25 protein-coding genes and 1 other RNA gene are annotated in these 24,984 nt (G+C 65.3%); 7 read left to right on the top strand and 19 right to left on the bottom strand.

All coding sequences use genetic code 11. The features are described from left to right. Positions 1-2: 2 nt before the first annotated feature. The 5 genes from pyrH to M8312_RS03830 form a co-directional block, all read right to left on the bottom strand. Positions 3-728 carry a UMP kinase gene (pyrH, locus tag M8312_RS03810; RefSeq protein ID WP_250119056.1) on the bottom strand — a complete coding sequence of 242 codons (726 nt, stop codon included), beginning with the start codon at positions 726-728 and terminating at the stop codon, positions 3-5. A 137-nt stretch (positions 729-865) separates the two neighbouring features. Beyond that, positions 866-1,804, bottom strand: coding sequence for a translation elongation factor Ts (gene tsf, locus M8312_RS03815; protein WP_250119057.1), 939 nt, complete (start codon positions 1,802-1,804; stop codon positions 866-868). A 25-nt stretch (positions 1,805-1,829) separates the two neighbouring features. Then, the gene (gene rpsB / locus M8312_RS03820) at positions 1,830-2,582 is read right to left on the bottom strand and encodes a 30S ribosomal protein S2 (RefSeq protein WP_250119058.1); all 753 of its coding nucleotides are present in this window, start codon (positions 2,580-2,582) and stop codon (positions 1,830-1,832) included. Positions 2,583-3,015: 433 nt separating this feature from the next. After that, positions 3,016-3,825 (bottom strand): CDP-alcohol phosphatidyltransferase family protein, encoded by an 810-nt coding sequence (locus M8312_RS03825; RefSeq protein ID WP_250119059.1) that lies wholly within the window; start codon positions 3,823-3,825, stop codon positions 3,016-3,018. A gap of 10 nt (positions 3,826-3,835) precedes the next feature. Beyond that, positions 3,836-4,561: a phosphatidylserine decarboxylase gene (locus M8312_RS03830; protein ID WP_250119060.1), complete on the bottom strand. Its 726-nt coding sequence runs from the start codon at positions 4,559-4,561 to the stop codon at positions 3,836-3,838. Between the two features lie 116 nt (positions 4,562-4,677). Here M8312_RS03830 and M8312_RS03835 point away from each other — a divergent pair, with 116 nt between their 5' ends. After that, entirely contained in the window at positions 4,678-5,913 is a 1,236-nt protein-coding gene (locus M8312_RS03835; RefSeq protein WP_250119061.1) for an NADP-dependent isocitrate dehydrogenase, read from the top strand. A 143-nt stretch (positions 5,914-6,056) separates the two neighbouring features. Here the strand turns inward: M8312_RS03835 and M8312_RS03840 are convergent, their stop codons facing one another. Beyond that, entirely contained in the window at positions 6,057-6,269 is a 213-nt protein-coding gene (locus tag M8312_RS03840) for a hypervirulence associated TUDOR domain-containing protein (RefSeq protein ID WP_250119062.1), read from the bottom strand. A gap of 83 nt (positions 6,270-6,352) precedes the next feature. Between M8312_RS03840 and M8312_RS03845 the strand changes: the two genes are divergently transcribed. Continuing rightward, entirely contained in the window at positions 6,353-8,101 is a 1,749-nt protein-coding gene (locus M8312_RS03845; protein WP_250119063.1) for a cation:proton antiporter domain-containing protein, read from the top strand. On the opposite strand, the gene M8312_RS03850 is transcribed toward M8312_RS03845, so the two are convergent. The 8 genes from M8312_RS03850 to M8312_RS03885 form a co-directional block, all read right to left on the bottom strand. After that, positions 8,088-8,561, bottom strand: a complete 474-nt coding sequence (locus M8312_RS03850) for a hypothetical protein (protein ID WP_250119064.1) — start codon at positions 8,559-8,561, stop codon at positions 8,088-8,090. The genes M8312_RS03845 and M8312_RS03850 overlap by 14 nt on opposite strands. A 29-nt stretch (positions 8,562-8,590) precedes the next feature. After that, a complete protein-coding gene (gene alaS / locus M8312_RS03855; RefSeq protein WP_250119065.1) occupies positions 8,591-11,245 on the bottom strand; it encodes an alanine--tRNA ligase in 2,655 nt (884 codons plus the stop codon). Positions 11,246-11,337: 92 nt separating this feature from the next. Continuing rightward, a complete protein-coding gene (locus tag M8312_RS03860; RefSeq protein WP_250119066.1) occupies positions 11,338-11,730 on the bottom strand; it encodes an MAPEG family protein in 393 nt (130 codons plus the stop codon). Between the two features lie 2 nt (positions 11,731-11,732). Next, complete coding sequence (locus tag M8312_RS03865) at positions 11,733-11,966, bottom strand: hypothetical protein (protein ID WP_250119067.1); 234 nt, start codon at positions 11,964-11,966, stop codon at positions 11,733-11,735. A 30-nt stretch (positions 11,967-11,996) separates the two neighbouring features. Next, positions 11,997-13,676 carry an energy-dependent translational throttle protein EttA gene (ettA, locus tag M8312_RS03870; protein ID WP_250119068.1) on the bottom strand — a complete coding sequence of 560 codons (1,680 nt, stop codon included), beginning with the start codon at positions 13,674-13,676 and terminating at the stop codon, positions 11,997-11,999. Between the two features lie 80 nt (positions 13,677-13,756). After that, entirely contained in the window at positions 13,757-15,364 is a 1,608-nt protein-coding gene (locus tag M8312_RS03875; RefSeq protein ID WP_250119069.1) for a long-chain fatty acid--CoA ligase, read from the bottom strand. 89 nt (positions 15,365-15,453) lie between these two features. Further along, a complete protein-coding gene (locus M8312_RS03880; protein WP_250119698.1) occupies positions 15,454-15,780 on the bottom strand; it encodes a YbaB/EbfC family nucleoid-associated protein in 327 nt (108 codons plus the stop codon). A gap of 13 nt (positions 15,781-15,793) precedes the next feature. Continuing rightward, a complete protein-coding gene (locus M8312_RS03885; RefSeq protein ID WP_250119070.1) occupies positions 15,794-17,452 on the bottom strand; it encodes a DNA polymerase III subunit gamma/tau in 1,659 nt (552 codons plus the stop codon). A gap of 85 nt (positions 17,453-17,537) precedes the next feature. Between M8312_RS03885 and ffs the strand changes: the two genes are divergently transcribed. Continuing rightward, positions 17,538-17,635, top strand: an RNA gene (gene ffs / locus M8312_RS03890) — signal recognition particle sRNA small type. A gap of 38 nt (positions 17,636-17,673) precedes the next feature. Here ffs and M8312_RS03895 read toward each other — a convergent pair. From M8312_RS03895 to M8312_RS03905, 3 genes are read right to left on the bottom strand one after another with little or no spacing between them, the layout of a single operon-like run. Then, on the bottom strand, positions 17,674-17,985 hold the full coding sequence (locus M8312_RS03895; RefSeq protein WP_250119071.1) for a 2Fe-2S iron-sulfur cluster-binding protein: 312 nt from the start codon (positions 17,983-17,985) through the stop codon (positions 17,674-17,676). After that, positions 17,982-19,085 carry a cysteine desulfurase family protein gene (locus tag M8312_RS03900; protein ID WP_250119072.1) on the bottom strand — a complete coding sequence of 368 codons (1,104 nt, stop codon included), beginning with the start codon at positions 19,083-19,085 and terminating at the stop codon, positions 17,982-17,984. Before M8312_RS03900 ends, M8312_RS03895 begins: the two co-directional genes overlap by 4 nt. Continuing rightward, positions 19,082-20,146, bottom strand: coding sequence for a cysteine desulfurase family protein (locus M8312_RS03905; RefSeq protein ID WP_250119073.1), 1,065 nt, complete (start codon positions 20,144-20,146; stop codon positions 19,082-19,084). Before M8312_RS03905 ends, M8312_RS03900 begins: the two co-directional genes overlap by 4 nt. Before the next feature lie 94 nt (positions 20,147-20,240). Between M8312_RS03905 and M8312_RS03910 the strand changes: the two genes are divergently transcribed. Beyond that, entirely contained in the window at positions 20,241-20,912 is a 672-nt protein-coding gene (locus M8312_RS03910) for an alpha/beta hydrolase (RefSeq protein WP_250119074.1), read from the top strand. Here M8312_RS03910 and M8312_RS03915 read toward each other — a convergent pair. Continuing rightward, positions 20,909-21,076: a hypothetical protein gene (locus tag M8312_RS03915; RefSeq protein ID WP_250119075.1), complete on the bottom strand. Its 168-nt coding sequence runs from the start codon at positions 21,074-21,076 to the stop codon at positions 20,909-20,911. The two genes, M8312_RS03910 and M8312_RS03915, sit on opposite strands and share 4 nt — an antisense overlap. Before the next feature lie 53 nt (positions 21,077-21,129). Here M8312_RS03915 and M8312_RS03920 point away from each other — a divergent pair, with 53 nt between their 5' ends. Further along, positions 21,130-21,381, top strand: a complete 252-nt coding sequence (locus M8312_RS03920) for a hypothetical protein (RefSeq protein ID WP_250119076.1) — start codon at positions 21,130-21,132, stop codon at positions 21,379-21,381. On the opposite strand, the gene M8312_RS03925 is transcribed toward M8312_RS03920, so the two are convergent. Then, on the bottom strand, positions 21,378-22,325 hold the full coding sequence (locus M8312_RS03925) for a threonine ammonia-lyase (RefSeq protein WP_250119077.1): 948 nt from the start codon (positions 22,323-22,325) through the stop codon (positions 21,378-21,380). The genes M8312_RS03920 and M8312_RS03925 overlap by 4 nt on opposite strands. Positions 22,326-22,538: 213 nt before the next feature. On the opposite strand from M8312_RS03925, the gene M8312_RS03930 reads away from it, so the two are divergent. Both M8312_RS03930 and M8312_RS03935 read left to right on the top strand, forming a co-directional pair. Further along, complete coding sequence (locus tag M8312_RS03930) at positions 22,539-23,789, top strand: type III PLP-dependent enzyme (RefSeq protein ID WP_250119078.1); 1,251 nt, start codon at positions 22,539-22,541, stop codon at positions 23,787-23,789. Between the two features lie 129 nt (positions 23,790-23,918). Beyond that, complete coding sequence (locus M8312_RS03935) at positions 23,919-24,977, top strand: 1,9-bis(guanidino)-5-aza-nonane synthase (protein ID WP_250119079.1); 1,059 nt, start codon at positions 23,919-23,921, stop codon at positions 24,975-24,977. The last annotated feature ends 7 nt before the right edge of the window (positions 24,978-24,984 follow it).

The following is a 24,984-nucleotide window of genomic DNA, read 5'->3' on the forward strand; positions in this document are numbered from 1 at the left end:
TCTCAAGCTCCTTCGGTCTGAACGGTCGTCGCGGTGCCTTCGCCGGCCAGCACGCGGGCAAGATTGCCCGGCTGGCGGATGTTGAAGACGACGATCGGGATTTCATTGTCACGGCAAAGCGCCACAGCGGCGGCGTCCATCACCTTGAGGTTGTCGGCAAGAACGCGCGAATAGCTCAGCGTTTCATAGCGCTTGGCGTTGCTGACCTTCTTGGGGTCGGCATCGTAGACGCCGTCGACGCTGGTGCCCTTGAACAGGGCATCGCAGCCCATCTCGGCCGCGCGCAGGGCAGCGGCGGTGTCGGTGGTGAAATAAGGATTGCCCGTGCCGGCAGCGAAAATGACGATGCGGCCCTTCTCCATGTGCCGGAGGGCGCGGCGACGGACATAAGGTTCGCTGACGCTGGCCATCGGAATCGCCGACTGAACGCGGGTGTCGACGCCAGCCTTTTCGAGTGCATTCTGGACGGCAAGCGCGTTCATCACAGTCGCCAGCATGCCCATGTAATCGCCGGTCGCCCGGTCGAAGCCGCGCGCGGCGGCGGCCATGCCCCGGAAGATGTTGCCCCCGCCGATCACCAGGCAGAGCTCATGGCCCTGCGCCTTGGCGGCGGCGATCTCGGCGGCAAGGCCGGCCACCGTCTCCGGGTCGATGCCGAACTGGCCAGGCCCCATCAGCGCCTCACCTGACAGCTTCAGCAGGATCCGGTTGAAGCGCTGGCGGGTCATGGAGAGATTGGTTTCCTTGGGCAGCGAAGAAGAGCGAGGCGCTTCTATGAGCCTCCCCGGCGCTTGCCAACCGTCCGCATGCGAAAAGGGCGGAGCCTTTCGGCCCCGCCCTTTCCTGTTCGCTTGTGGCGATTTGCTCAGGCGACCGGCTGCGGAACGCCCGAGGCGGCGGCGACTTCGGCGGCGAAGTCGCTCTGCGCCTTCTCGATGCCCTCGCCCAGCTGGAAGCGGATGAAGGCCTTGAGGTGCACCGGAGCGCCGGCATCCTTGCCCGCTTGGCTCACGACGTCGCTGACCGGAGTCTTGTTGTCCATGACGAACAGCTGGCTCAGCAGCGCGCTTTCCTTCTTGAACTTGGCGATCGCGCCTTCAACCATCTTCTCGACGATGTTGGCGGGCTTGCCGCTTTCCTTCGCTTTCTCGTTGGCAATGGCACGCTCACGCTCCAGCAGCTCGGCGTCGAGCTCGTCGGCGTGCAGCGCCAGCGGGTTGGCGGCGGCGATGTGCATCGCCAGCTGCTTGCCGAGTGCGTTGAGCGTCTCGGCCGGAGCCGAACCCTCGAGCGCGACCAGCACGCCGATCTTGCCCATGTTGGGCGCGACGGCATTGTGGACGTAGCTCACCACAGCGCCCTCGGCGACTTCGAGCAGCGCCGCACGGCGAAGCGACTGGTTCTCGCCGATGGTGGCGATGTTGTTGGTCAGCTTCTCCTCGACGGTGCCACCGCCCGGATAAGCCGCACCCTTGAGCGCCTCGACGTCGCCGCCCGTCTGCAGCGCAAGCTGCGAGACTTCGCGGACGAACTCCTGGAACTGCTCGTTCTTGGCGACGAAGTCAGTCTCCGAGTTGACCTCGACGACCGCGCCACGGGTGCCCGAGACGGCGACGCCGACCAGGCCCTCGGCCGCGGTGCGGCCCGACTTCTTGGCGGCGGCAGCGAGGCCCTTGGCGCGCAGCCAGTCGACCGACGCTTCCATTTCGCCGTTGTTCTCGGCCAGCGCCTTCTTGCAATCCATCATGCCCGCGCCAGTGCGCTCACGCAGCTCCTTGACGCTGGCGGCCGTGATCTCAGCCATGTGCTTTATCCTTGAATCGAGTGAGTTAGGCGACCGCGGCTTCGACCGGCGGCTCGGCCATCGCGCCAAAGTCCTCACCGCGAACCTGCGCGCCGCCGGACTTGCCGTTGTTGGCAGCCGAAGCGACCGCTTCGCAGTAGAGGCGGATGGCGCGGCTGGCGTCGTCGTTGCCCGGGACGGGGAAGGCGATGCCCTGCGGATTGGAATTGCTGTCGAGGATGGCCACGACCGGGATACCCAGGACGTTGGCTTCCTTGATCGCCAGCTCTTCCTTGTTGGTGTCGACCACGAACATGACGTCCGGCAGGCCGCCAAGGTCACGGATGCCGCCGAGGCTCTTCTCGAGCTTGTCGCGCTCGCGGGTGAGCTGAAGGACTTCCTTCTTGGTCAGACCGGCGGTGTCACCCGACAGCTGCTCCTCAAGGCTCTTGAGGCGCTTGATCGAGTTCGAGATGGTCTTCCAGTTGGTCAGCATGCCGCCGAGCCAGCGATGGTTGACGAAATGCTGTCCCGAAGCGCGCGCCGCGTCGGCGATCGCGTCCTGCGCCTGGCGCTTGGTGCCGACGAACAGCACCTTTCCGCCGCGGGCGACCGACTGCTGAACGAAGTCGAGGGCGCGCGCGAACAGCGGCACGGACTGCGACAGGTCGATGATGTGAACGCCATTGCGGTCGCCGAAGATGTACGGCTTCATCCGCGGGTTCCAGCGGTGGGTCTGGTGGCCGAAGTGAGCTCCGGCTTCGAGCAATTGCTGCAAGGTGACGAGCGTGCTCGCCATAGGATGATTCCTTCCGGTTAAGCCTCTGGGCGGCGGGAACGATGGAAGCCGAAAGGCCGCCGTCGCACCGGGCTATGTTGCCACCCATGCGGGGTTGAGGAGCGCGCCGTTAGAGCAAGGCGGCCGGCCTGGCAAGCGGACCCTTGTTGCAAAGTCGCTTGACAGGACGGGAACAAAGAAAGAACATCGGCCCAGAACAGGGGTTTTCTTCTTCAATTCGGAACGAACCGAATCGGAAGTGGTTACCCAGGAAAGCGAAGGAAATCGCCAATGTTGCTGACCGCTCTTGCCACCATCCCCTTTGTTGCCGCGCTCGGTATCGCGCTACTCGCCTTGCAGGCTACCATTGGCGGAAGCCGCGCGAAGATCGTCGCGGCGCTCCGTGGCGAAACGTTTCAGACTGTTGCTCTGAACCGACCAGTGACTGTTCGGTTCAGCCCGCGTCTGGTGCGGGTACAGCCGATGCGCGCCGAGCCTCGCTGGCGCGTCGCCGCCTGACCTTCGCGTAAGACGCCAACCCGAGCGGGATGAGCACAAGGTAGATCAACGACACGACCAGCAGCGTCCACCACGGTTCCGTCGCCAGGGCTGCGACCAGCAAGGCCATGGCCGCGAGCGCGAACAGCCGGACCGACCGCCGGATGCGGAAGGATGTCCAGCTGTAGGTCGGAATGCTCGAAATCATCAGGAGGGCGATGAATAGGGTCCAGGCCATGACCAGTGGCCAACTGCGGAACCAGTGTTCGTAACCCGTGCCTGAACTCACCAGCCACAGGTAAACGGGCATGAAGGCGAGGCCCGCCCCGGCCGGCGCCGGCACGCCGGTGTTGAAGCCGGCGGATTTGTGCGGCTGCTCAATCGAATCGATCCGGCTGTTGAATCGGGCGAGGCGAAGCGCGCAGCAGACGGCCAGGGCCAGTGCCGCCGTCCACCCGAATCGCGGCGCATCCTTCAATGACCAGAGGAACAGGATCAGCGCCGGAGCCGTCCCGAAAGCGATATTATCCGAAAGCGAATCAAGCTCAGCCCCAAACTTGCTGTTGGCCTTCAGCAGCCGCGCGATCCGACCGTCGAGCCCGTCGAGCACGCCGGCCAGGATGATGCTGCCAAGCGCCTTGTCCCATTCCCCGCCGATGGCGAAGCGAACGCCCGTCAAGCCAAGGCACAGCGCCGCCGCCGTAATCGCGTTCGGCGCCATTGCCCGAAGCGTCAGCCCAGCGGGCGCTTGCGGCGCGAGGCTCATGCCGCCGACCTCATTGGGCGGAGCCCGTCAGCCCCGGATCGACGCCGAGTTCGGCGACGATCGTCTCGCCGGCGATCGACCGCTGCCCAAGCAGCAGGCGCGAGCCGGTGCCGGCGGGCAGAAAGACGTCCACCCTGCTGCCGAAGCGAATGAGGCCGATGCGCTCACCCGCGGTGACGGCATCGCCTTCCTTGACGAATGCAAGAATCCGGCGGGCAACCAGGCCGGCGATCTGGGTGAAGCCGATCTTCACTCCATCAGGGCTTTCCACGACGAAGTGCTGGCGCTCATTATCCTCGCTGGCCTTGTCGAGGTCGGCGTTCACGAACTTGCCCGGAATATAGGCGATCCGGCTCACCCGCCCAGCGATCGGCGAGCGATTGATGTGAACGTCGAACACGCTCATGAAGATGGACACGCGGGTGAACTCACCTTCGCCCAGCGTGCTGCGCAGTTCGGGCGGCGCCGGAACGCGCTTGATCTGGGTGACCAGCCCGTCGGCGGGCGCGACCACCAGCCTGGGATCAAGCGGCGTCGTCCGCACCGGATCACGGAAGAAGGCCGCGACCCAGATCGTCACTCCGACCATCAGCCAGCCCAGGAAATGGCTCAGCCAATACAGCAGGAGCGTGATGCCGGCGGCGATCACCACATATTTGCGGCCCTCCGGATGGACGGATGGGAAGCGCCACTTGATGTTGGTCAGGTTGCTGTCGGGATTGGGAAGTTCAGCCATGGGATGAGCCCCTACCCCATGTTCCGCCCAAGTTGCCAGAGCGCCCCGCCAACGCTAGGGCGCCGCCCATTCCACGCAGCCTCTACAAGACATCAGAACAGCAGGACCGAAGCCCCATGGCGAAGATCAAGGTGAAGAACCCCGTCGTCGAACTCGACGGCGATGAAATGACCCGCATCATCTGGCAATGGATCCGTGAGCGGCTGGTTCTCCCTTATCTCGACATCGACCTGAAGTATTACGACCTCGGTATCGAGCATCGTGACGAGACCGAGGACAAGGTCACGGTCGACGCCGCCAATGCGATCAAGCAATATGGCGTCGGCGTGAAGTGCGCGACCATCACTCCCGACGAGCAGCGGGTCGAGGAGTTCGGCCTCAAGAAGATGTGGAAGTCGCCCAACGGCACCATCCGCAACATTCTGGGCGGCGTGGTCTTCCGCGAGCCGATCGTCATCGCCAACGTGCCGCGGCTGATTCCGGGCTGGACCGACCCGATCGTGATCGGCCGGCACGCGTTCGGCGATCAGTACAAGGCAACTGACTTCCGCGTCCCGGGTCCGGGCAAGCTGACCATCAAGTTCACCGGCGACGACGGCCAGGTGATCGAGCATGAGGTGTTCGAATTCGAGAGCTCAGGCGTCGCCATGGGCATGTACAACGTGGACGAGAGCATCCGCGACTTCGCTCGCGCCAGCCTCAACTACGGTCTTAACCGCGGCTGGCCCGTGTACCTCAGCACCAAGAACACCATCCTCAAGGCTTATGACGGCCGCTTCAAGGACATCTTCCAGGAAGTCTATGACGCGGACTTCAAGGCGGCGTTCGAGGCCAAGGGCATCGAATATCAGCACCGCCTGATCGACGATATGGTCGCCTCCGCCCTCAAGTGGAGCGGCAAGTTCGTCTGGGCCTGCAAGAATTACGACGGCGACGTCCAGTCGGACCAGGTCGCGCAGGGCTTCGGCTCGCTTGGTCTGATGACCAGCGTGCTGATGACTCCGGACGGCAAGACGGTGGAGGCCGAGGCCGCGCACGGCACCGTCACCCGCCATTACCGCATGCACCAGCAGGGCAAGGCGACCTCGACCAATCCGATCGCCTCCATCTTCGCCTGGACCGGTGGCCTCAAGTTCCGCGGCCAGATTGATGAGACGCCCGAGGTGGTGAAGTTCGCCGAAACGCTCGAGCGCGTTTGCGTCGAGACGGTCGAGTCCGGTCAGATGACCAAGGATCTCGCCATCCTGGTCGGGCCGGACCAGCCGTGGATGACCACCGAGCAGTTCTTCGAGGCGATCCGCGCCAACCTCGAAAAGGCCATGCAGGCCGAGGGAATTGGCCAAGCGGCCTGACCGCTACTTCGGAGACTAGCAGTTGAGCAAACGCGACGGGGGCTACCCGTTCGCGTTTGCTCCCCGACTTGCCAACCTGCGCACCGGCGCGGGCATCCACGGCTCAGCCAACGCGCCGTGCTGCCCGCATTTCGTCCCGGAAATCAGGCCTTCTTCAGTTCGCCTGGCTTGTGCGCGGCTTCCTTTCCGCTCTTGTCGCTCTTGACCAGATATTCTGGATTGTCCTTCGACGCGGCGACCTTGTGGCCCTTGATCATCATCGGACTGGTCAGCTTCTTCTCGACCTTGCCGACCGAGTGGCCACCGCTCGAATCCCACTGCACCTTGTCGCCCGCCTTGAACGTCTTTTCTGCCATCGCTCCAATCCTCTTTTCGAACGACGCAAAAACGAGCTGATGAAAAGATTGGCTCCTTCAATTCGCAACGGCTTAAAGGCGGTATGGCCGACGGCATTCAGATCAGTCCGGCGCTCTCAGACGCGCTGACAGTGCTCGGTGCAGCGGGCGTGGTGATCCCCGCTTTCTCGAGGCTCAGGATCTCGCCGGTCTTGGGCTTCATCCTCACCGGTGTGATCGGTGGACCGTTTCTGCTGGGCGGCATGACTGGCCAGTACCCATGGCTCAAGGCCTTCAGCATCACGAACCCCCACGGGATCGAGCCCTTCGCCGAGTTCGGCATTCTCTTGCTGCTATTCGCCGTCGGGCTGGAAATCAGCTTCCGCCGGCTCCACGCCATGCGCCAGACGGTGTTTGGTCTCGGCGGGTTGCAGATGCTGCTGACCGGCCTGTTGCTCGGCGCTGGCTTGGCGATGGGCACGAACGTCGGTCCGGCTGTCGTGCTCGGCCTCGCGCTGGCCATGAGTTCCACCGCACTGGTGCTCCCCATTGCCGGAACGACGACGCAGGTCGGTCGCGCCGCCCTGGCGATCCTGCTGTTCCAGGACTTGAGCCTGGTCCCGCTCCTCTTCCTCCTGGACGGCGGGGCCAGCTCCAATTCCTTGCTGACCACGCTCGCGGCTGGAGCGGCGGTCGTCGGCGGCCTGCTGATCGCCGGGCGCTTCATGCTTCCGCCGCTGTTCGCCCAGGCCGCGCGCACGAAGAGCCCCGAACTATTCTTCTCCATCAGCCTGCTGGTGCTGATGTTGTGCAGCATCGCCACCGATTGGGTCGGGCTCGGCGCAAGCCTCGGCGCGCTGCTCGCCGGATTGCTGATCGCCGAAACCGACTATCACGCCGAGGTGGAGGTGATCACCGCCCCTCTGCGCGGCCTTGCCCTGGGCGTATTCCTGATCACCGTCGGTCTTCGCCTCGATCTTCCCGCGATCGCTGCGCAATGGCCGCTACTGATCGGGGCACTTGCCGTGGTGCTGCTGGTCAAGACAGGCGTCACCATGGCGCTTCTACGCTGGCGCGGCCGCCGCCGGGGTGTCGCGGTCGAGGCGGCGCTGCTGTTGTCGAGCCCGTCGGAGCTGACGCTAATCGTGCTCGGCGCGGCGGCTGCGGCAGGGGTCATCAGCACTGCCCAGGCCGGTTTCTGGACCATCATCACTGCTTTGGGGTTGACGGTAACGCCGCTGCTGGCGGCCTTTGGCCGACGGCTCTCGCGCCGGATCGACCCGGATGCGCTCAGCAGCGGCACTGGCAACACGGCCGGGCTGACGCTGATCTTTGGCTTTGGCCGGGTGGGACGACTCGTGGCCGACATGCTCGACACCCATGGCAAGCCATATCTCGCGGTGGAGGGCGACATCGACGCCGTCGCGGCGGCGCGTGATGCTGGCTACCGCGTGATCTTCGGTGACGTCGCCAAGGGCGATGCCGTGGAGCGGTTCGGTCTTCGCGATGCGGCGGCGTTGGTGCTGACGATGGACGATCCGGTGCTCGCCAATCGCCTGACCCGCACCATAAGGGCCGCCTGCCCTCGGCTGACCATCGTCTCCCGCGCGAGGGACGGCGCCCATGCCGCCCAGCTGTACAAGGCCGGTGCGACCGACGCCGTGCCCGAAACGATGGAGGGCAGCCTTCAAATCAGCGAGGCCGTGCTGGTCGACATCGGGGTCGCCATGGGACCGGTCATCGCCTCCATCCACGAGAAGCGCTGTGAACTGCGTGCGCTCATCCGGGAGGAAGGCGAGCTCAGCGAGGAGCCGGCGCTGGGCCGGCGCAGACAGGAACTCAGCGGCGGGTAAGTTCGACCACCAGGCCCGCATCGCCGGTGACCCTGACCGTCTGGCCCGGTGCGATCGAAACCGTCTGTTCCACCTCGGCCGTGCGCGAGCCCATGCCGCAGCCTTCTCCTTGCGGCCGCTTCCATGAGGCGCTGACCCGGATGCTGGAGTCTTCGCCGTAGTCGGGTGAAACGGAGACGTTCAGGCTGCGGACCTGGACATTGTAGCCGCCGGGGCAGGCCTGCTCCGCGCCGTCGCGACTGTTCTGGCTGTAATTGGCGCCGCTCGCCCCGACACGCATCAGGTCGGAGTAGAGCTGCTGACCGCCCCCGGTCACGCGCACCTGCAAGGTAACGACGGGTCGGGTGTCGACCCGCGGCATCGGTCGGATCACCGGCGGTGGGGCTGGCATGATGATCGGCGCCGAGATCAGCGCAGGCGCCCCCGCCTGTACCAGCAGAGCAAACGCCGCCGGCAGCATCAGTCCCTCCCCCCTCTTGATGGTTCGAGTTAGACGCTGACCTTTGCCAACACTTCCTTAATGGCGGTCAGTGCTTCGGCCGCCTTGCTGCCATCGGGGCCGCCACCCTGCGCCATGTCGGGACGACCGCCGCCACCCTGCCCGCCTAATGCCGCCACGGCGGCCTTGACGAGCTCGACGGCCGAGACCTGGCCGAGCAGGTCGTCGGTGACGCCCGCTGCCACGCTGGCGCGACCGTCATTCACCACGATCAGCGCGGAGACGCCGGAGCCCAGCTGCTTCTTGAGCGCGTCAATCTCGGGACGAAGCGCCTTGGGATCGAGCCCTTCGACAACACGGCCGATGAACTGGAAGCCGGCCACGTCCTCAGGTCCACTGGCCTGCGCCGCGCCGCCGCCGCCCATGGCGAGCTGCTTGCGGGCTTCGGCCAACTCGCGCTCGAGCTTGCGGGCCTGCTCGACGAGCGCGGCGACACGCGCCGGCGCCTCGTCGGGTGCGGCCTTGAGGCTTGCAGCGATGTCGCGCAGCCGCTGGTCGCGGGCGATCAGCCACTGCCGCGCCGCTTCCCCGGTCAGCGCCTCGATCCGGCGAACGCCCGAGCTGACCGCGCTCTCCGAGATGATCTTGAACAGCGCGATATCGCCCAGCGCGTTGACGTGGGTGCCGCCGCACAGCTCCACCGAATAGGTCCTGTCGCTGTCGAGACCCATCGAGAGCACGCGTACCTCGTCGCCATATTTCTCGCCGAACAGCGCCATCGCGCCCTCGGCGATCGCCTCGTCGGGCGTCATCAGCCGGGTGGTGACCGGCTGGTTGTGGCGAATGTGGGCGTTCACCTCGGCTTCGATCGCGCTGATGTCGTCGGCGGTCAGTGCCGACGGATGCGAAAAGTCGAAGCGCAGGCGATCCGGTGCGACTAGACTGCCCTTCTGGCTGACGTGAGTGCCGAGCCGGTGGCGCAGCGCGGCGTGGAGCAGGTGGGTCGCCGAATGGTTGGCGCGGATGGCGCGGCGGCGCTCCTCGTCGACCTGCATTTTCACTGTGTCGCCGACCCTCAACGGCGCATCATTAACCTTGACGTACAGCGCATGTAATTTGCCGAGCAATTTGTCGGTCACCAAGACTGTTCCGTGAGCCCCGCCACTGCTCACGAGAACTCCCGTGTCACCAACCTGGCCGCCACTCTCGGCGTAGAATGGGGTTTGATTGACGACGATATAGCCGCCGTCGTTCCGATCAATTTCGTTCGCTCGCTTACCTTCCTTAACGATTGCGACCACGACGCCCTCGCCGCTGTGGCCGCTATATCCGGTAAACTCGGTCGGGCCGACTTCTTCCAAAACGTCGAACCAAACTTCGTCCGACGCCTTCTCGCCCGAGCCCTTCCAGGCAGCGCGCGCACGCGCTTTTTGCTCGGCCATGGCGGCGTCGAACCCGGCGCGATCGACCGCGAGGTTCTGCGCCCGGAGCGCGTCTTCGGTCAGGTCGTACGGGAAGCCAAAAGTGTCGTAGAGCTTGAACGCGGTCTCGCCCGGCAGCGTCCCGCCCGCCTCAAGTGATGCCGTCGCCTCGTCGAGGAGCCGCAAGCCGTTTGTCAGCGTCTGGCGGAAGCGGGTCTCTTCCTGTCGCAGCGTGGCCTCGATCAACGGCTGGGCACGGACCAGCTCGGGATAGGCAGCGCCCATCTCGGCGACCAATGCGGGCACGAGGCGGTGCATCAGCGGCTCGGCTGCTCCGAGGAGATGCGCATGGCGCATCGCTCGGCGCATGATGCGGCGCAGGACATAGCCCCTGCCCTCATTGGCCGGCAGCACACCGTCGGCCACCAGGAAGCCCGATGAGCGCAGGTGGTCGGCGATGACCCGGTGCGAGGCCTGCTGGGCGCCTTCCGCCTTGGTCTTCGTCAACTCTTCCGAAGCGTGGATCAGCGCCTTGAAGGTGTCCGTGTCATAATTGTCGTGCACGCCCTGCAACACAGCGGCGACCCGCTCCAGCCCCATGCCGGTGTCGATCGACGGCCGCGGCAGGTCGGAGACGATCTGATCGTTCTCCTGCAGGTGCTGCATGAACACGAGGTTCCAGATCTCGACGAAGCGATCGCCATCCTCGTCCGGGCTGCCGGGAGGGCCGCCCGGAATATGGTCGCCGTGGTCGAAGAAGATTTCGGAACAGGGACCACTTGGGCCGTCCGGACCCATCGCCCAGAAATTGTCCTTGGTGGCGATGCGGATGATGCGGTGATCGGGAAGCCCGGCGATCCGTTGCCACAGCCCGAACGCTTCGTCGTCCGTATGGTAAACGGTGACCGTCAGCCGGTCGCGCGACAGGCCCCACTCCTTCGTCAGCAGGCCCCAGGCCAGCTCGATCGCGCGTTCCTTGAAGTAATCTCCGAACGAGAAATTGCCGAGCATCTCGAAAAAGGTGTGGTGGCGCGCGGTGTAGCCGACATTGTCGAGGTCGTTGTGCTTGCCGCCCGCCCGGACGCACTTCTGGCTGCTGGTCGCGGTCGAGTACGGCCGGCTTTCCAAGCCCGTGAACACGTTCTTGAACGGCACCATCCCGGCGTTGACGAACATCAGGGTCGGGTCGTTATGCGGCACCAGCGGCGCCGAGGGCACACGGGCGTGGCCTTGCCCTTCGAAGTAATCGAGAAAGCTGCGGCGGATGTCGTTGGTCGAAGTCATGGCCGCGCGCTTACCACGGCCATGCTGCGGTGCAAAAGGTGCAGTGCTCCTCGCGCTTGCAGGCGCCCGTTCAGCGGAACCAGCGAGATCGACTAGACTATGCGGAGCGCTAGGGTCACGACCAAGGCCAGCATGACCACGAGGGTGGACAGGGCCGTGATCATGAAGCCTGTGCTGCGCTTCTGGGCGTCCTGCGCGTAGGTGACGATGTAGAGCGCCCGGCCGATACACCAGACCACGCCGTAGAGGGCGCCCCAGCGATCACCCCAGAAAGCGGCGGCTAGAGCGAGCAGCGGTACGAAGACGACCAGCTGCTCCACCGTATTCTGCTGTGCGCGAAGGATGCGCTCGAACTCCGGATGACCGGTCACCGCCGGCGCCTGCACCTGGTGGCGACCTCGCGCGCCGCCCACGCGAGCGATGGACCAGATGTAAATGAAGAGAGCGACCAGCAGCGTGGCGACGGTCAGCGGATAGGCAGTCATGGTCAGATCCCCCCGGAATGAACGCCGGCAAGCTGGCGTAAATCAACCGAGCACTCAAGTCGCTCGCTTGGCCAGCCCTTCGATGCGCATCGGGGAAACTCCTCCCAGACATAGGCAAACTGATCGGTGTAATTGTACACCGGCTCATCGAAGATCTTGTCGTTGGTGACGGTTACGATCCGGCCCGTGAACTGTCGGCTTTTCACCCACATGGCCGGTTGCGTGCTCTCTTCCACCCGCGGTGGGCCCCCTGACATCCCGGCAGCTTACCGCGCCAGCTTCTTGTAGCTGGTCCGGTGCGGGCGGTCCGCTTCCGGACCGAGGCGCCGGCGCTTGTCCTCTTCGTAGGCTTCGAAATTGCCTTCGAACCATTCGACGTGGCTGTCGCCTTCGAACGCCAGGATATGAGTTGCCAATCGGTCGAGGAAGAACCGGTCGTGGCTGATGACCACGGCACAGCCGGCGAAATTCTCGATCGCATCCTCAAGCGCGCCCAGCGTCTCGACGTCGAGGTCGTTGGTTGGCTCGTCGAGCAGCAGGACGTTGCCGCCCTGCTTCAGCATCTTGGCCATGTGAACGCGGTTGCGCTCACCGCCCGACAGCTTGCCGACGTTCTTCTGCTGATCCTGGCCCTTGAAGTTGAAGGCGCCGACATAGGCGCGGGTCGAAGCGTCTTGGCCGTTGACCTTCATGTAGTCGAGGCCGTCGCTGATCTCTTCCCAGACGTTCTTCTTGGGATCGAGATGGTCGCGGCTTTGGTCGACGTAGCCGAGGCGCACGGTCTCGCCGACAGACACCTTGCCGCTGTCCGGCTGCTCCTTGCCCGTGAGGATCTTGAACAGGGTCGATTTGCCGGCGCCGTTCGGCCCGATGACGCCGACGATGCCGCCCGGGGGCAGAGTGAAGCTCAGGTCCTCGAACAGGAGCTTGTCGCCATAGGCCTTGGAGATGCCTTCGACCTCGATGACCTTGCCGCCTAGGCGTTCGGGCACCTGGATGACGATCTGGGCCTTGCCAATGCGGCGATCATCCTGGGCGTCCTGCAGCTGCTCGAACTTGCGGATACGCGCCTTGGATTTGGACTGGCGGGCTGCCGGGGTCTGCCGGATCCACTCGAGTTCGCGTTGCAAGGCCTTCTGCTTGCCACTCTCCTCACGCGATTCCTGCTCAAGGCGTTTCGCCTTCTTTTCCAGATAGGTGGAGTAGTTTCCTTCGTACGGATAATAAGATCCGCGATCGAGCTCGAGAATCCACTCCACCACATTGTCGAGGAAGTAGCGGTCGTGGGTGATCATCAGCACCGCGCCCGCATATTCCTTGAGATGGTTCTCCAGCCACTGGACGCTTTCGGCATCCAGGTGGTTGGTGGGCTCGTCGAGCAGCAGGATGCTGGGCTTCTGGATCAGCAGCCGGGTCAGCGCGACCCGGCGCTTCTCACCGCCCGACAGCTCGGTGACAGGCGAGTCCGACGGCGGGCATCGCAGGGCCTCCATCGCAATCTCAAGCTGATTGTCGAGCGTCCAGCCATCGACGGCGTCGATCTTCTCCTGAAGCTCACCCATCTCGGCCATCAGCGCGTCGAAATCGGTGTCATCCTTGGGATCGCCCATCTCGGCGCTGATCGCGTTGAAGCGGTCGACCATGTCGGCAGTACCGCGAGCGCCGTCCTTGACGTTCTCGAGCACCGTCTTGTTGGGGTCCAGCTCCGGCTCCTGCGCGAGGTAGCCGACCGTGATGTTCTCGCCCGGCCAGGCTTCGCCGGTATACTCCTTGTCGATACCGGCCATGATCTTCATCAAGGTCGACTTGCCCGCGCCGTTCGGGCCGACGATGCCGATCTTGGCGCCCTGATAGAATTGCAGGTTGATGTTGCTGAGCGTCGGCTTGGCGGCGCCGGGGAAGGTCTTGGTCAGACTCTTCATCACGTAGGCGTACTGGGCGGCCATGGGGTCGCGTGATCCTTGTCAAACGGTGTTGGTGGTTGGCGGCGCAGATAGGAGATGCGGAGCCGATTGGCTAGGTCAGGCTAGCGCCCCACCATCGCGACCGCGTCGGGAAAGCGATAGCCGGCGAACTGTTCGCGCAGGGTCTTCTTGCTCAACTTTCCGGTCGCGGTGTGCGGCAGCTCGTCAACGAACTCGATTGCGTCGGGCAGCCACCATTTGGCGACATGGCCGGCCAGATGGTCTTGGATCTGGGCTGGCGTGACGTTACTGCCCTCCGAACGGACCACGAGGAGTAGCGGACGCTCGTCCCACTTGGGGTGGACAATGCCGATGGCTGCGGCCTCCGCGACCCCGGGACAGCCGACGGCGGCATTCTCAAGCTCGATCGAGCTGATCCATTCACCGCCAGACTTGATCACGTCCTTGGACCGGTCGGTGATCTGCATCGTCCCGTCCGGGTGAAGCGCCGCCACATCGCCCGTGTCGAACCAGCCGTCCGCGTCCGTCGCGTCCTCTTCCGCCTTGAAGTAGCGCTTCACGACCCACGGTCCGCGTACTTGCAGGCGACCCGTCGCCACCCCGTCACGGGGCAGCTCACGGTCTTTGTCGTCCACGATCCGCAGCTCGACCCCGAACGGGATGCGGCCTTGGCGCGTGATGTAGTCGAGCTGCTCGCCATCGGTGAAATCCTCCCACCCCGCAGGCGGAGCGCCGCAGGTGCCGATCGGCGATGTCTCTGTCATGCCCCACGCGTGGCCAACGTTGATTCCGCGCGCTCGGAACCACTCCACCATCGCCCGGGGGGCGGCCGAGCCTCCGATGGTGACGCTCTTCAGCTCGGACAGGCTTGTCCCGGTTCGTTCGATATAGTCGATCATCCCCATCCAGATGGTCGGCACGCCCGCCGAGTGGGTCACCCCCTCGTCCCGGAACAGCTCGCACATCTGCTGGGGACGGTAGTCGGCGGAAAGCACCAGCTTGCAGCCCGTCATCGGCGCCGCCCACGGCACCCCCCAGGCGTTGGCGTGAAACATGGGCACGATCGGCAGCACCACGGAGCGGGCGGTCAGCCCGAACACATCGGGCGTCACCTCCATCAGTGTATGAAGCATGGTCGAGCGATGCTCGTACAGCACGCCCTTGGGATGCCCGGTTGTGCCGCTGGTGTAGCAAAGCGCGCAGGGCTCACGCTCGTCACCGTCGACCCAGCGGTAATCGTCATCCTCGCCCGCAAGCCACGCCGCGAACTCGCCATCGTCCATGCAGACATAATGTTCGATCGTCGGCCACGACGGCTTCATGCTCTCGACCAGCGGCGCGAAGGCCTTGTCGTAGAGGAGGATACGATCCTCGGCGTGGTTGGCGATGTAGGTCAGCTGATCGGCGAAAAGGCGGGGATTGATGGTGTGGAGGATGCCTCCCATCCCAATCGCGCCATACCATGACGTCAGATGGTGGGCATGGTTCATCGCCAGGGTGGCGACGCGGTCCCCCCTTCGGATGCCGAGCCGCTCCAGCGCCTTCGCCATCCGCCGAGCCTGGCCCGCGATCTCACCCCAGTTGGTGCGAGTGATGCTGCCATCAGCCCAGGCGGTGACCACCTCGCGAGAGGAATGCTCGCGCTCGGCATGGTCGACGAGGCGCATGACCCGGAGAGGCCAGTCCTGCATCGCGCCTAGTGCTGACATCGGTCTACCCTCCGCTGAGGAGCGGAGAGTGCCAGCCGCCGGTACGGAGTCAAGCGCGGCTACTCGTAATGCCGCGCCAGGACGGCGGGCTACATGCCCGGCATCTGGAACCCGGGCGGGAGCGGCAGGCTGGACTGCATCCGCTGCATCTCGGTCGCGGCAACCTGATCGGCCTTCAGCCGCGCGTCATTCAGGGCCGCGGCGATCAGATCCTCGACCATCGTCTTCTCGGACGGCTGCAGGAGGCTGTCGTCGATGCTGACACCGATGATGCGCCCCTTGGCACTCGAGCGGATCTTCACCAGTCCGCCGCCAGCCTGACCCTCGACCTCGACCTTGTCGAGATTGTCCTGGGCGCGCTGCAGTTCGGCCTGCGCATTCTGGGCCATTTCAAGAATGGCGTTGAGGTCGGGCATTTCGGGCATGCTGTTACGCTCCTGGTCTGGCGACGGACTCGAGCGTCGCGTTGGGGAATGCGGCGAGCGCAGCGGCGACGGCGGGGTCCGCGAGCACGGCGGCACGCGCTCGCTCTTCCGCCATGTCGTCCTGCTGCTTCAGGGATGGTTCGGCCTCCCCTTCGGCAAGGGTTACCGTCCAGGTCACGCCGGTGGCGCCCTTGAGCTGGGCCGCAAGCTCGCGCGTGAAGTCCGTGCCAAGCGGCTTCAGGGGCTTCAGCGCCAGTTCGGGCGGAGCGAAGCGGACAACCCCGACCTGATCCCGCAGCTTGAGGCCAAGCAGCGCCTGTCCCGACGCTTCGAGCCGGTGGACCAGCTCACCGAACGTGGCCGGAAGGCTGGCCGACGAGGCAGTGGTGGCTGCCGCCGGCCCACGCGACGCCTGTGCCGGGGCGCCGATCGAGACGGCCCCACCCGATTGCAGCTGCGCGAGTATGGTGGCGGGATCCGGGAGCTCGGCGGCGTGGATGACGCGCAGCAGGACCATCGCCGCGGCTTCCTGCGGGTCGGGCGCCTGGCCGACGTCGGCGAGCCCCTTCAGCAGCAGTTGCCACAGCCGGTGCAGGCTGGCCCAGCCGAGCTTCGCGGCGAGGGTTTCGGCGGCCTCGCGTTCTTCGGCGGACGACAGGACGTCGGCCGTGGCACCAGCCTTCACCCGGGTGACCGCGTGAACCGTCTCCATCAGCCCACGGATCAAGGCCGCAGGGTCGAGGCCCAGCGTATGCGCTTCATCAAGCTGGGCCAGCGCGCCCTGCGCATCGCCGTCGAGCACGGTCGCGAGCAGCTGGCGAACCCGCCCACGGTCAGCGAGACCCAGCATTGCCCGCACTTCGGTGGCGGTGACCCGACCCTCGCCATGCGCGATCGCCTGGTCGAGGATGGACAGACCGTCACGCGCCGAGCCCTCAGCGGCGCGCGCGACGATGGCCAACGCCTCGGGCTCCACCTCGACGTTTTCAAGCTCCGCCACCCGCCGGAAGTGCTCGGCCAGCTTCTCGGCCGGAATGCGCTTCAGGTCGAACCGCTGGCAGCGCGACAGGACAGTGACCGGGACCTTCTGGACCTCGGTCGTGGCGAACAGGAACTTGACGTGCGGCGGTGGCTCCTCGAGCGTCTTCAACAGCGCGTTGAAGGCATTCTTGGACAACATGTGCACTTCGTCGATGATGTAGATTTTGAAGCGGGCACTCACCGCCGCATAGCGCACCGCCTCGATGATCTCGCGGACGTCATCGACGCCCGTGTGGCTGGCGGCGTCCATCTCCGTCACGTCGATGTGGCGCCCCTCGGCGATGGCGCGGCATGGCTCGCACACCCCGCATGGATCGATGGTCGGCCCACCCTGCCCGTCCGGGCCGATGCAGTTGAGCGCCTTCGCGACCAGCCGCGCGGTAGAGGTCTTGCCGACCCCGCGCACGCCGGTGAGCAGAAAGGCATGGGCGATCCGGCCGGATGCAATGGCGTTGGCCAGCGTCGTGACCATCGCCTCCTGCCCGATCAGCTCAGCGAAGCTTTGCGGCCGGTACTTACGGGCAAGGACCCGATAGGGCGAGGATGCGGCGCTCTTCTCCAGCGGCTGGGCCGGGAGGTCGAGGCCGAGGCCGGGTTCGTCCTGGGGCGATTCGTCGGTCATTGCGTCTGATGTAGGATGGCCACGCCCCGCTGTCATGCGGGACACCCGCGGCTTGCGCTGTTGCACCTTGCCCGCCATATGGCCGCCCGGGAGTCGGGCGGACGGGGCTGTCGCCAACCTGGTCAGGTCCGGAAGGAAGCAGCCACAACGATTACGTCCCGGGTCGTTCCGGCTCCCACCCGCGCAGCGGGCACTGCCGCAGCGCAGCTGCCGCCGTGCCGTCAGCCGGGCATTCGCACCGTAAGGCTCTCCAGCCGTTCCGACAGGCGTATCTGACAGGCAAGTCGGCTCGTCGCCGTGGCCTCGTGGGCAAGGTCGAGGAGATACTCTTCATCCTCGCTGGCGGCCGGCAGCCGTGCGAAGTCGTCTGGCGCGACTATGACATGGCAGGTGGAGCAACTCATCTGCCCGCCGCACGTGCCTTCAAGGGGCTGGCCGGCCTCCTGCGCGACGTCAAGCAGTCGGGCACCAGCGGGACCGTCAACCTCCTTGTCGAGACTGCCGTCCGCGCGAAGAAAGCGGACGCGTGTCATGCGACCCAGCGCGACTGCACGTCAGCGGCAGCTGTGATCTGGCGGCAGGCGTCAGCCAGTTCATCCTCCGTCGTGTAGCGGCCGAAGCCGAGCCGGATCGACGAGCGAGCGACACCGTCGCCAAGGCCCAAAGTGCGAAGCACATGGCTGGGGCGCCCCGAGCCGCTGGCGCAGGCACTGCCGAGGCTGAAGGCGATGCCGCGCAGGTCGGACAACAGACGGGCCGCGTCCAGGCCCTCACGGCGGATGTTGAGATTGCCGCGGTAGCGCTGGTCAGTGCTGCCGTTGACGGTCCAGCCCGGACCCAGGGCGTCCAGGGCGACCGACCAGAGTCGCTCGACGTGGACCGCATCCTGTTGGCGGCGAGTAATCGCGACGGCCGCGGCGGCACCAAAGCCGGCGCAGAGCATGGGCGACAAGGTTCCTGATCGCAGCCCGCGCTCCTGTCCGCCGCCGTGGATCAGCGGATGGAGGTTGACGCCATCACGGACCCACAATGCTCCAATCGCCTTGGGACCGTGGATCTTGTGGGCGCAGCAGGCAATGAGATCGGGACCTTCGGGGACCGCCATGCGGCCGAACCCCTGGACGGCATCGCACAGCATGAGCGCGCCGTGCTGGTGCGCGATCGCCGCAATCTCGTGGATGGGCTGGATGACTCCGATCTCGTTGTTCACAAGCATGACCGCGACCAGCGCGGTTCGGCTCGTGATCGCCGCCCTCAGTTGTTCAAGGTCCAGCAGGCCGTCGGAACCGACGGGCATCCGCCTGACCGTGCGGCCCTGTCCTTCCAGCCATTCGCAGGTGTCGAGCACGGCGGCGTGCTCGCTGTCGACGGTCACGATCTCATCCCGGCCCGGAAGCACCACGCCGCCCAGGGCAAGGTTGAGGGCCTCGGTCGCGCCGGAGGTGAAGATGACGTCACCGGCCTGCGGAAGCCCCGACGCGACCTGGGCGCGGGCATGCTCGATCGCAGCGGCGGCTTCGCGGCCCGCCCGATTGGGGCTGTGCGGATTGGCGTAATTCTCAAGCCAGGGGAGCATCGCCGCCTTCGCTTCTGGCGCGAGCGGAGTGGTTGCCTGGTAGTCGAGGTAGATCATGCGGCGCGGGCACGCTTGGCGATGCAGCGAACCGCGGCGGCGACCGCGTCGACTTCGCCTTCGGTGGTTGACGGACCGAAGCTGATGCGAATGGTGCTGTCGGCCACGTCGGGCGGCACGCCCATCGCGGTGAGGACATGGCTGCGCTTCATCGAGCCGGACGAGCAGGCACTCCCGGCGCTCACCGCGAAACCGGCGAGGTCGAGCTGGACCAGCAGAGCGGCGCTTGTGACGCCTTCGACCGCGTAAGCGCCGATGGCCGGGCTGCGGGGTGTGTCGGATGCGATGATGGTGGTCGAAAGCGCCGCCTCGAGTTGACGACGCAGCTCGACGATCCGCGGCATGGCGTCGGCAAAGGCGCGGGTGGTCAGGGCGGCGGCGAAACCGGCGATGCCGGGGAGGTTGTGCGTGCCGCGGCGGTAGCCCCGCTCCTGCCCTCCCATGGCAGCAAGCGTGCCCAAGTCCTTGACCAGCAACGCGCCGACGCCAGGTGGGCCGCCAAGCTTGTGGGCGGAAACGGCGATGAAGTCGGCATCCGGGAGCCGGAGTTTGCCGGCGCCCTGGGCGCAATCGGCGAGCAGCAATGACCCGGCCGCGCGGACTCGATCGGCGATCTCATCGAGCGGCTGGAGGACGCCGGTTTCATTGTTGACCTGCTGGATGGCGACGAGCGCGGGCCCTTCGGCCAGTGCGGTACCCAGTGCTGCAAGGTCGATCAGGCCATTGTCCGTCACTGGAAGGACACGGCTGAGCTCGCCCATGGCCGCCGGAACCGCCTCATGCTCCGTCGCGCCGTGCCACCGGCCGCGAACGGTCGCGCGGGCACCGGCGATTGCCAGCGCCTCGCTCGCACCGCTGGTGAAGATGACGTCATGGGGCCAGCCCAGAGCGTCGGCGACATCCGATCGGGCGCGCTCAAGCATGGCGCGGGCGGCGCGGCCGTCGGCGTGGGGGCTGGACGGATTGGCCCACTGGGCCATCGCATCGTCTACCGCCACTCGCGCTTCGGGTAGCACGCGCGTTGTCGCCGCATGGTCGAGATAGATGCGCTGGCCTGTCATGGAACGGGTAAAAAAGCCGCCGATTGCCTGTTGATGAACCCGGCCTATATAGGCGCGGCCACATCATAGTCACACCTTAAGCGTTTAGAGGGTCATGCCCGAAGTCATCTTTCCCGGGCCCGAGGGCCGTCTCGAAGGCCGCTTTCATCCGGGGGTGCGCCCGCGCGCGCCGGTCGCGCTGATCCTCCATAGCCACCCGCAGGCGGGCGGCACGATGAACAACAAGCTGGTGCAGTTGCTCTACCAGGCATTCGTGAAGCGCGGCTTTGCCACCCTGCGATTCAACTTTCGCGGAGTCGGCAAGAGCCAGGGCGTGTTCGACAATGGTGTCGGCGAGCTGTCAGACGCGGCAAGCGCGCTGGACTGGGTCCAGCAGATCCACCCGGAAGCGGAGCAGACCTGGGTCGCGGGTGTCAGCTTCGGCGCATGGATCGGAATGCAGCTGCTGATGCGCCGGCCGGAGATCAAGGGCTTCATCTCGATCGCCCCGCCCGCGAACATGTATGACTTCAGCTTCCTGGCGCCCTGCCCTTCGTCGGGCATCATCGTGCAGGGCGAGGCCGACGAGGTCGTCGCGCCGGCCGCCGTGCAGAAGCTGGTCGACAAGCTTCGGACCCAGCGGCACATCACGATCCACCACGAGACCATCCCGGGGGCGAACCACTTCTTCGCCAACGAGATGGATGTCCTCATGAAACTCGTCGAGGATTACGTCGACATGCGTCTGGCGCAGCCGCTGCCCAAGGCGCCGGTCGGACGCCGCTAGATCGTCCAGATCAGGACGTTCACCAGGATCACGGCACCAGCGATGATCATCAGGGCGCCGTTCTTGCGGTGCTCGGGTCCGATCGTCAGGCGGATGCCAAAGGCCAGTAGGATAAAGGCGGCGATCACCGCCACCGAGAAGATCGCCGCCAATATTCCGCTCAACGCCCCCTCCTGCTTGGCAATTTCTTAACTCGCTCAGGTTAACTAGCACGCTCATGAACGTGCGCGAACAGCAGGCGCGCCTCACCGAGGCGTTCGACCGGATCGAGGAAACCATCCTGCCGTGCATCGCGATGATGCTCGATACGCTGCTCGATGCATCGTCAAATCTGGCGCAAGTCGATCCTAAGGCTCTGGCGGCAGAGCTTCAAACGCTGGCAGCCGAGCTGGAAGAACTGACCCGGAGCATTGAGCGGAGTTCACCGGCTCACGTGAACCCCGGCGAATATCGGACCGCGGCAGCTTAAGCGACGCTACCGCTGACGATTGCGAGGTGCAGCGCGGGGTCGATGTTTCCGCCGGACAGCGTTGCCACCGTACCATTCTCGATGGGCACCTTGCCGGCCAGCAGCGCGGCGAGCGCCACCGCGCCACCAGGCTCTACGACTAACTGAAGCTTCTCCCAGGCCCAGCGCACTGCGCCCTTGACCTCTTCCTCGCTGACCGAAACCCCGCGAGCACCGCTCCGCGCGAGAATGCCGAAGGTGATTGGCGAGACGAGCGGCGTCTGAAGCGCGTCGCAAAGGGTTGGTGGCGGGTTGGGGCCGACCGGCTCGATCGCGCCCTTTTCCAGTGAGCGGCCCATGTCGTCCCACCCCTTCGGCTCGACACACACGATGTCGGCCTGCGGCACCGCCAGCGCGATACCGGCGGCGAGCCCGCCGCCTCCGGTGCAGACGAGGATGCGTCGCACGGGCTCCGGGCATTGCTCCACCACTTCAAGCCCGGCGGTGCCCTGGCCGGCCACGATGTCCGGATCGTCGAAGCTTGGCACGAGGACGGCGCCGCGCTGCTCGGCCAAGGCTGCCGCGATGGTCACGCGATCCTCGGTGGCGCGATCATAGAAGACGATGTCGGCCCCATGCGCGCGAGTGCCGGCGACCTTCAGTGCCGGCGCATCGGATGGCATGACGATGATCGCGGGAATGTTCAGGCGCGCCGCCGCAAGGGCGACGCCCTGAGCGTGGTTGCCGGACGAAAAGGCGACCACACCGGCCCGCCGCTCCGCCTGGCTCAACTGGAGGAGGCGGTTGGTTGCCCCGCGCAGCTTGAAGCTGCCGCCCGTCTGGAGGGATTCGGCCTTGAGCCAGACCCGTCCCCCCGGAAGATCTGCTTCGAGTAGCGGGGTTCGCTCGACCAGCCCGCCGAGGCGCTGCGCCGCTGCCACAATCGAGTCACGATCAATCGTCACTTCAGTACATCTTTCTCTTGTAGATTCATGAACTTGGCCGAGGTGTGTCCGGGCAGCGACGAAGCGTGGCCGCTATGCAAAAAAGGATACGACAAAAATGTTGCGTTAAGGGGACCCCCCCCATATATCGCGCCTCCGCTGCCCCATGGGACTTCCAACCGCAAGGCAGCTTTTCGTCAATGATTGCCGCGAGGCATTTGGAGGTCCCTTGAGTTGCACAAGCATCATCGCGCGCTGGGGCTAGCGTCCGCCCCGTTCGGACCCGCCGTTGTTTCCGGTGCGGCCGAAATCGCGAAGTCGAAGCCGGTGCAGCCGGTCACGCTTCTTCGTCCGCATGCCGCCCGCCGTGCCGCCCGCTTCTTCGTGGAGAAGTTTCCGGGCCGTTCGCTCTATGCGGTCAAGGCCAATCCCTCCCCTGACCTGCTGCAGGTGCTCTGGGACGGCGGGGTCACGCATTATGACGTGGCGTCGATTGGCGAGGTGCGGCTGGTCGCGGGCACGCTGCCGCAAGCGACCCTGTGCTTCATGCACCCGGTCAAGGCCGAGGAAGCGATTGCCGAGGCTTATTTTCAGCATGGCGTGAAGACCTTCAGCCTCGACAGCATGGAGGAGCTCGACAAGATCGTGTCGGCGACGTCGACCGAGGGTGTGGCGGCTACCGACCTCAACCTGCTGGTCCGCCTCCGGGTGTCGAGCGAGCATGCCAAGCTCAGCCTCGCGTCGAAGTTTGGCGCCGCGGCAGACGAGCAGAAGGCGCTGCTGATGGCCGCTCGCCAGGCGGCGGACGCGCTCGGCCTTTGCTTTCATGTCGGTAGCCAGGCGATGACCCCTGCCGCTTACGCCGAGGCGATGGCACGCGTCCGCAACGCGATCGTCGAGGCGGCGGTTACGGTCGACATTGTCGACGTCGGCGGCGGTTTCCCGTCCTCCTATCCGGGAATGGAGCCGCCGGCGCTCGAAACCTATTTCGCCGTGATCCACGAAGCGTTCGAGAAGCTGCCGATCAGCTACTCGGCCGAACTATGGTGCGAGCCCGGTCGCGCGCTGTGCGCGGAATATGCCAGCGTCCTGGTGCGGGTCGAAAAGCGCCGCGGTGACGAGCTGTACATCAACGACGGTGCCTATGGGACGCTGTTCGATGCGGCGCACATCGCCTGGCGCTTTCCGGTGGCACTGGTTCGTGAGCCGGAGTCGGACACCCGCCCGATGCCATTCAGCTTTTACGGGCCGACCTGCGACGACCTCGATCGCATGGCGGGACCGTTTGAGCTGCCAGCCGACGTTCAGGCGGGTGACTATATCGAGATCGGCATGCTCGGCGCTTACGGGTCGGCCATGCGAACCGGTTTCAACGGCTTCGGGTCGGCGACCGCGAGTGCGGTGATCGTCACCGATGAACCGATGGCCAGCCTCTACGCTGCGGTGACCCGTGAGGATCAGCGCTCGAACGTGGTGAAGCTGTAACTCAATACGCTCACTGCCAAGGCGGTGAGCGGTAATGGAGGGTGAGGCTGTCCCCTCCGATGTGAACGACACGCCGCTGTTTATGACCCCCTTCCGCGCCATGCGGGAGGGGGCTCATTGGAGTTGGACATGAACACCGAGACCAAGATCAACGACACGCGCAAGGCCGAGCTCCTGTCGAGCACGGTCGAGCACATCGACATCACCAAGTTCGATGCCCGCCCGATCGTCGATGCGATGGGCAAGATGAGCTTCACCAGCCGCGACCTGTCGCGCGCGACCGGCATCTACAATCAGATGCTGGCCGACCCGGACTGCTCCGTCATCCTGGTGATCGCCGGCTCGACCTCGGCCGGCGGCTGCATGGATCTCTATGCCGAGCTCGTCCGCTCCAACATGGTCGACGCCATCGTCGCCACCGGCGCATCGATCGTCGACATGGATTTCTTCGAAGCGCTTGGCCACAAGCACTATCAAGCGCTTGAAATCCCTGACGATGACACGCTGCGCTCGCTCTACATCGACCGCATCTACGACACCTACATCGACGAGACGCAGCTGCAGGACTGTGACTTCACGATCGGCCGGATCGCCGACAGCCTGGAGCCCAAGCCCTATTCCAGCCGCGCGTTCATCCGCGAGATGGGCAAGTGGCTAAGCGAAGGCAACGCCAAGAAGGAAGGCAGCCTCGTCCAGCTCGCTTACGAGCATGACGTGCCGATCTTCTGCCCGGCGTTCGTCGACAGCTCGGCCGGCTTCGGGCTGGTCAAGCACCAGGTCGACCGGATGAAGGAAGGAAAGCCGTACATGGTGCTCGACGCCATCGCGGACTTCCGCGAGCTGACGGACATCAAGATCAAGGCGGGCACTACTGGGCTGCTGATGATCGGCGGCGGCGTGCCGAAGAACTTCACACAGGACACCGTCGTCTGTGCGGAGATCCTCGGCCACGACGATGTCGAGGTGCACAAGTATGCCGTGCAGATTACCGTCGCGGACGTGCGCGACGGCGCCTGTTCTTCCTCGACCCTTCAGGAAGCGGCGAGCTGGGGCAAGGTTTCGACCGCGCTTGAACAGATGGTGTTCGCTGAAGCGACGTCGGTACTGCCGCTGCTGGCTTCTGACGCCTACCATCGTGGGCACTGGAAGACCCGCGCCAAACGGGCATTCGCCAAGCTGTTCGACTAAGCCGGAT

It is taken from the genome of Sphingomonas sp. KRR8 (assembly GCF_023559245.1).
Classification (GTDB): Bacteria; Pseudomonadota; Alphaproteobacteria; order Sphingomonadales; family Sphingomonadaceae; genus Sphingomicrobium.

Coding starts and splice junctions, on each gene's coding strand:
- M8312_RS03860 (WP_250119066.1), bottom strand. CDS start 11,730: ATGACTGCCTATCCGCTGACCGTCGCCACGCTGCTGGTCGCTCTCTTC.
- ettA (WP_250119068.1), bottom strand. CDS start 13,676: ATGGCCGCCCAGTACGCCTACGTGATGAAGAGTCTGACCAAGACCTTC.
- M8312_RS03840 (WP_250119062.1), bottom strand. CDS start 6,269: ATGGCAGAAAAGACGTTCAAGGCGGGCGACAAGGTGCAGTGGGATTCG.
- alaS (WP_250119065.1), bottom strand. CDS start 11,245: ATGACTTCGACCAACGACATCCGCCGCAGCTTTCTCGATTACTTCGAA.
- M8312_RS03845 (WP_250119063.1), top strand. CDS start 6,353: ATGGCCGACGGCATTCAGATCAGTCCGGCGCTCTCAGACGCGCTGACA.
- M8312_RS03905 (WP_250119073.1), bottom strand. CDS start 20,146: ATGACAGGCCAGCGCATCTATCTCGACCATGCGGCGACAACGCGCGTG.
- M8312_RS03910 (WP_250119074.1), top strand. CDS start 20,241: ATGCCCGAAGTCATCTTTCCCGGGCCCGAGGGCCGTCTCGAAGGCCGC.
- rpsB (WP_250119058.1), bottom strand. CDS start 2,582: ATGGCGAGCACGCTCGTCACCTTGCAGCAATTGCTCGAAGCCGGAGCT.
- M8312_RS03880 (WP_250119698.1), bottom strand. CDS start 15,780: ATGCCCGACCTCAACGCCATTCTTGAAATGGCCCAGAATGCGCAGGCC.
- M8312_RS03835 (WP_250119061.1), top strand. CDS start 4,678: ATGGCGAAGATCAAGGTGAAGAACCCCGTCGTCGAACTCGACGGCGAT.
- M8312_RS03825 (WP_250119059.1), bottom strand. CDS start 3,825: ATGAGCCTCGCGCCGCAAGCGCCCGCTGGGCTGACGCTTCGGGCAATG.
- M8312_RS03895 (WP_250119071.1), bottom strand. CDS start 17,985: ATGACACGCGTCCGCTTTCTTCGCGCGGACGGCAGTCTCGACAAGGAG.
- M8312_RS03935 (WP_250119079.1), top strand. CDS start 23,919: ATGAACACCGAGACCAAGATCAACGACACGCGCAAGGCCGAGCTCCTG.
- M8312_RS03875 (WP_250119069.1), bottom strand. CDS start 15,364: ATGTCAGCACTAGGCGCGATGCAGGACTGGCCTCTCCGGGTCATGCGC.
- pyrH (WP_250119056.1), bottom strand. CDS start 728: ATGACCCGCCAGCGCTTCAACCGGATCCTGCTGAAGCTGTCAGGTGAG.
- M8312_RS03900 (WP_250119072.1), bottom strand. CDS start 19,085: ATGATCTACCTCGACTACCAGGCAACCACTCCGCTCGCGCCAGAAGCG.
- M8312_RS03920 (WP_250119076.1), top strand. CDS start 21,130: ATGAACGTGCGCGAACAGCAGGCGCGCCTCACCGAGGCGTTCGACCGG.
- M8312_RS03885 (WP_250119070.1), bottom strand. CDS start 17,452: ATGACCGACGAATCGCCCCAGGACGAACCCGGCCTCGGCCTCGACCTC.
- tsf (WP_250119057.1), bottom strand. CDS start 1,804: ATGGCTGAGATCACGGCCGCCAGCGTCAAGGAGCTGCGTGAGCGCACT.
- M8312_RS03830 (WP_250119060.1), bottom strand. CDS start 4,561: ATGGCTGAACTTCCCAATCCCGACAGCAACCTGACCAACATCAAGTGG.
- M8312_RS03850 (WP_250119064.1), bottom strand. CDS start 8,561: ATGCTGCCGGCGGCGTTTGCTCTGCTGGTACAGGCGGGGGCGCCTGCG.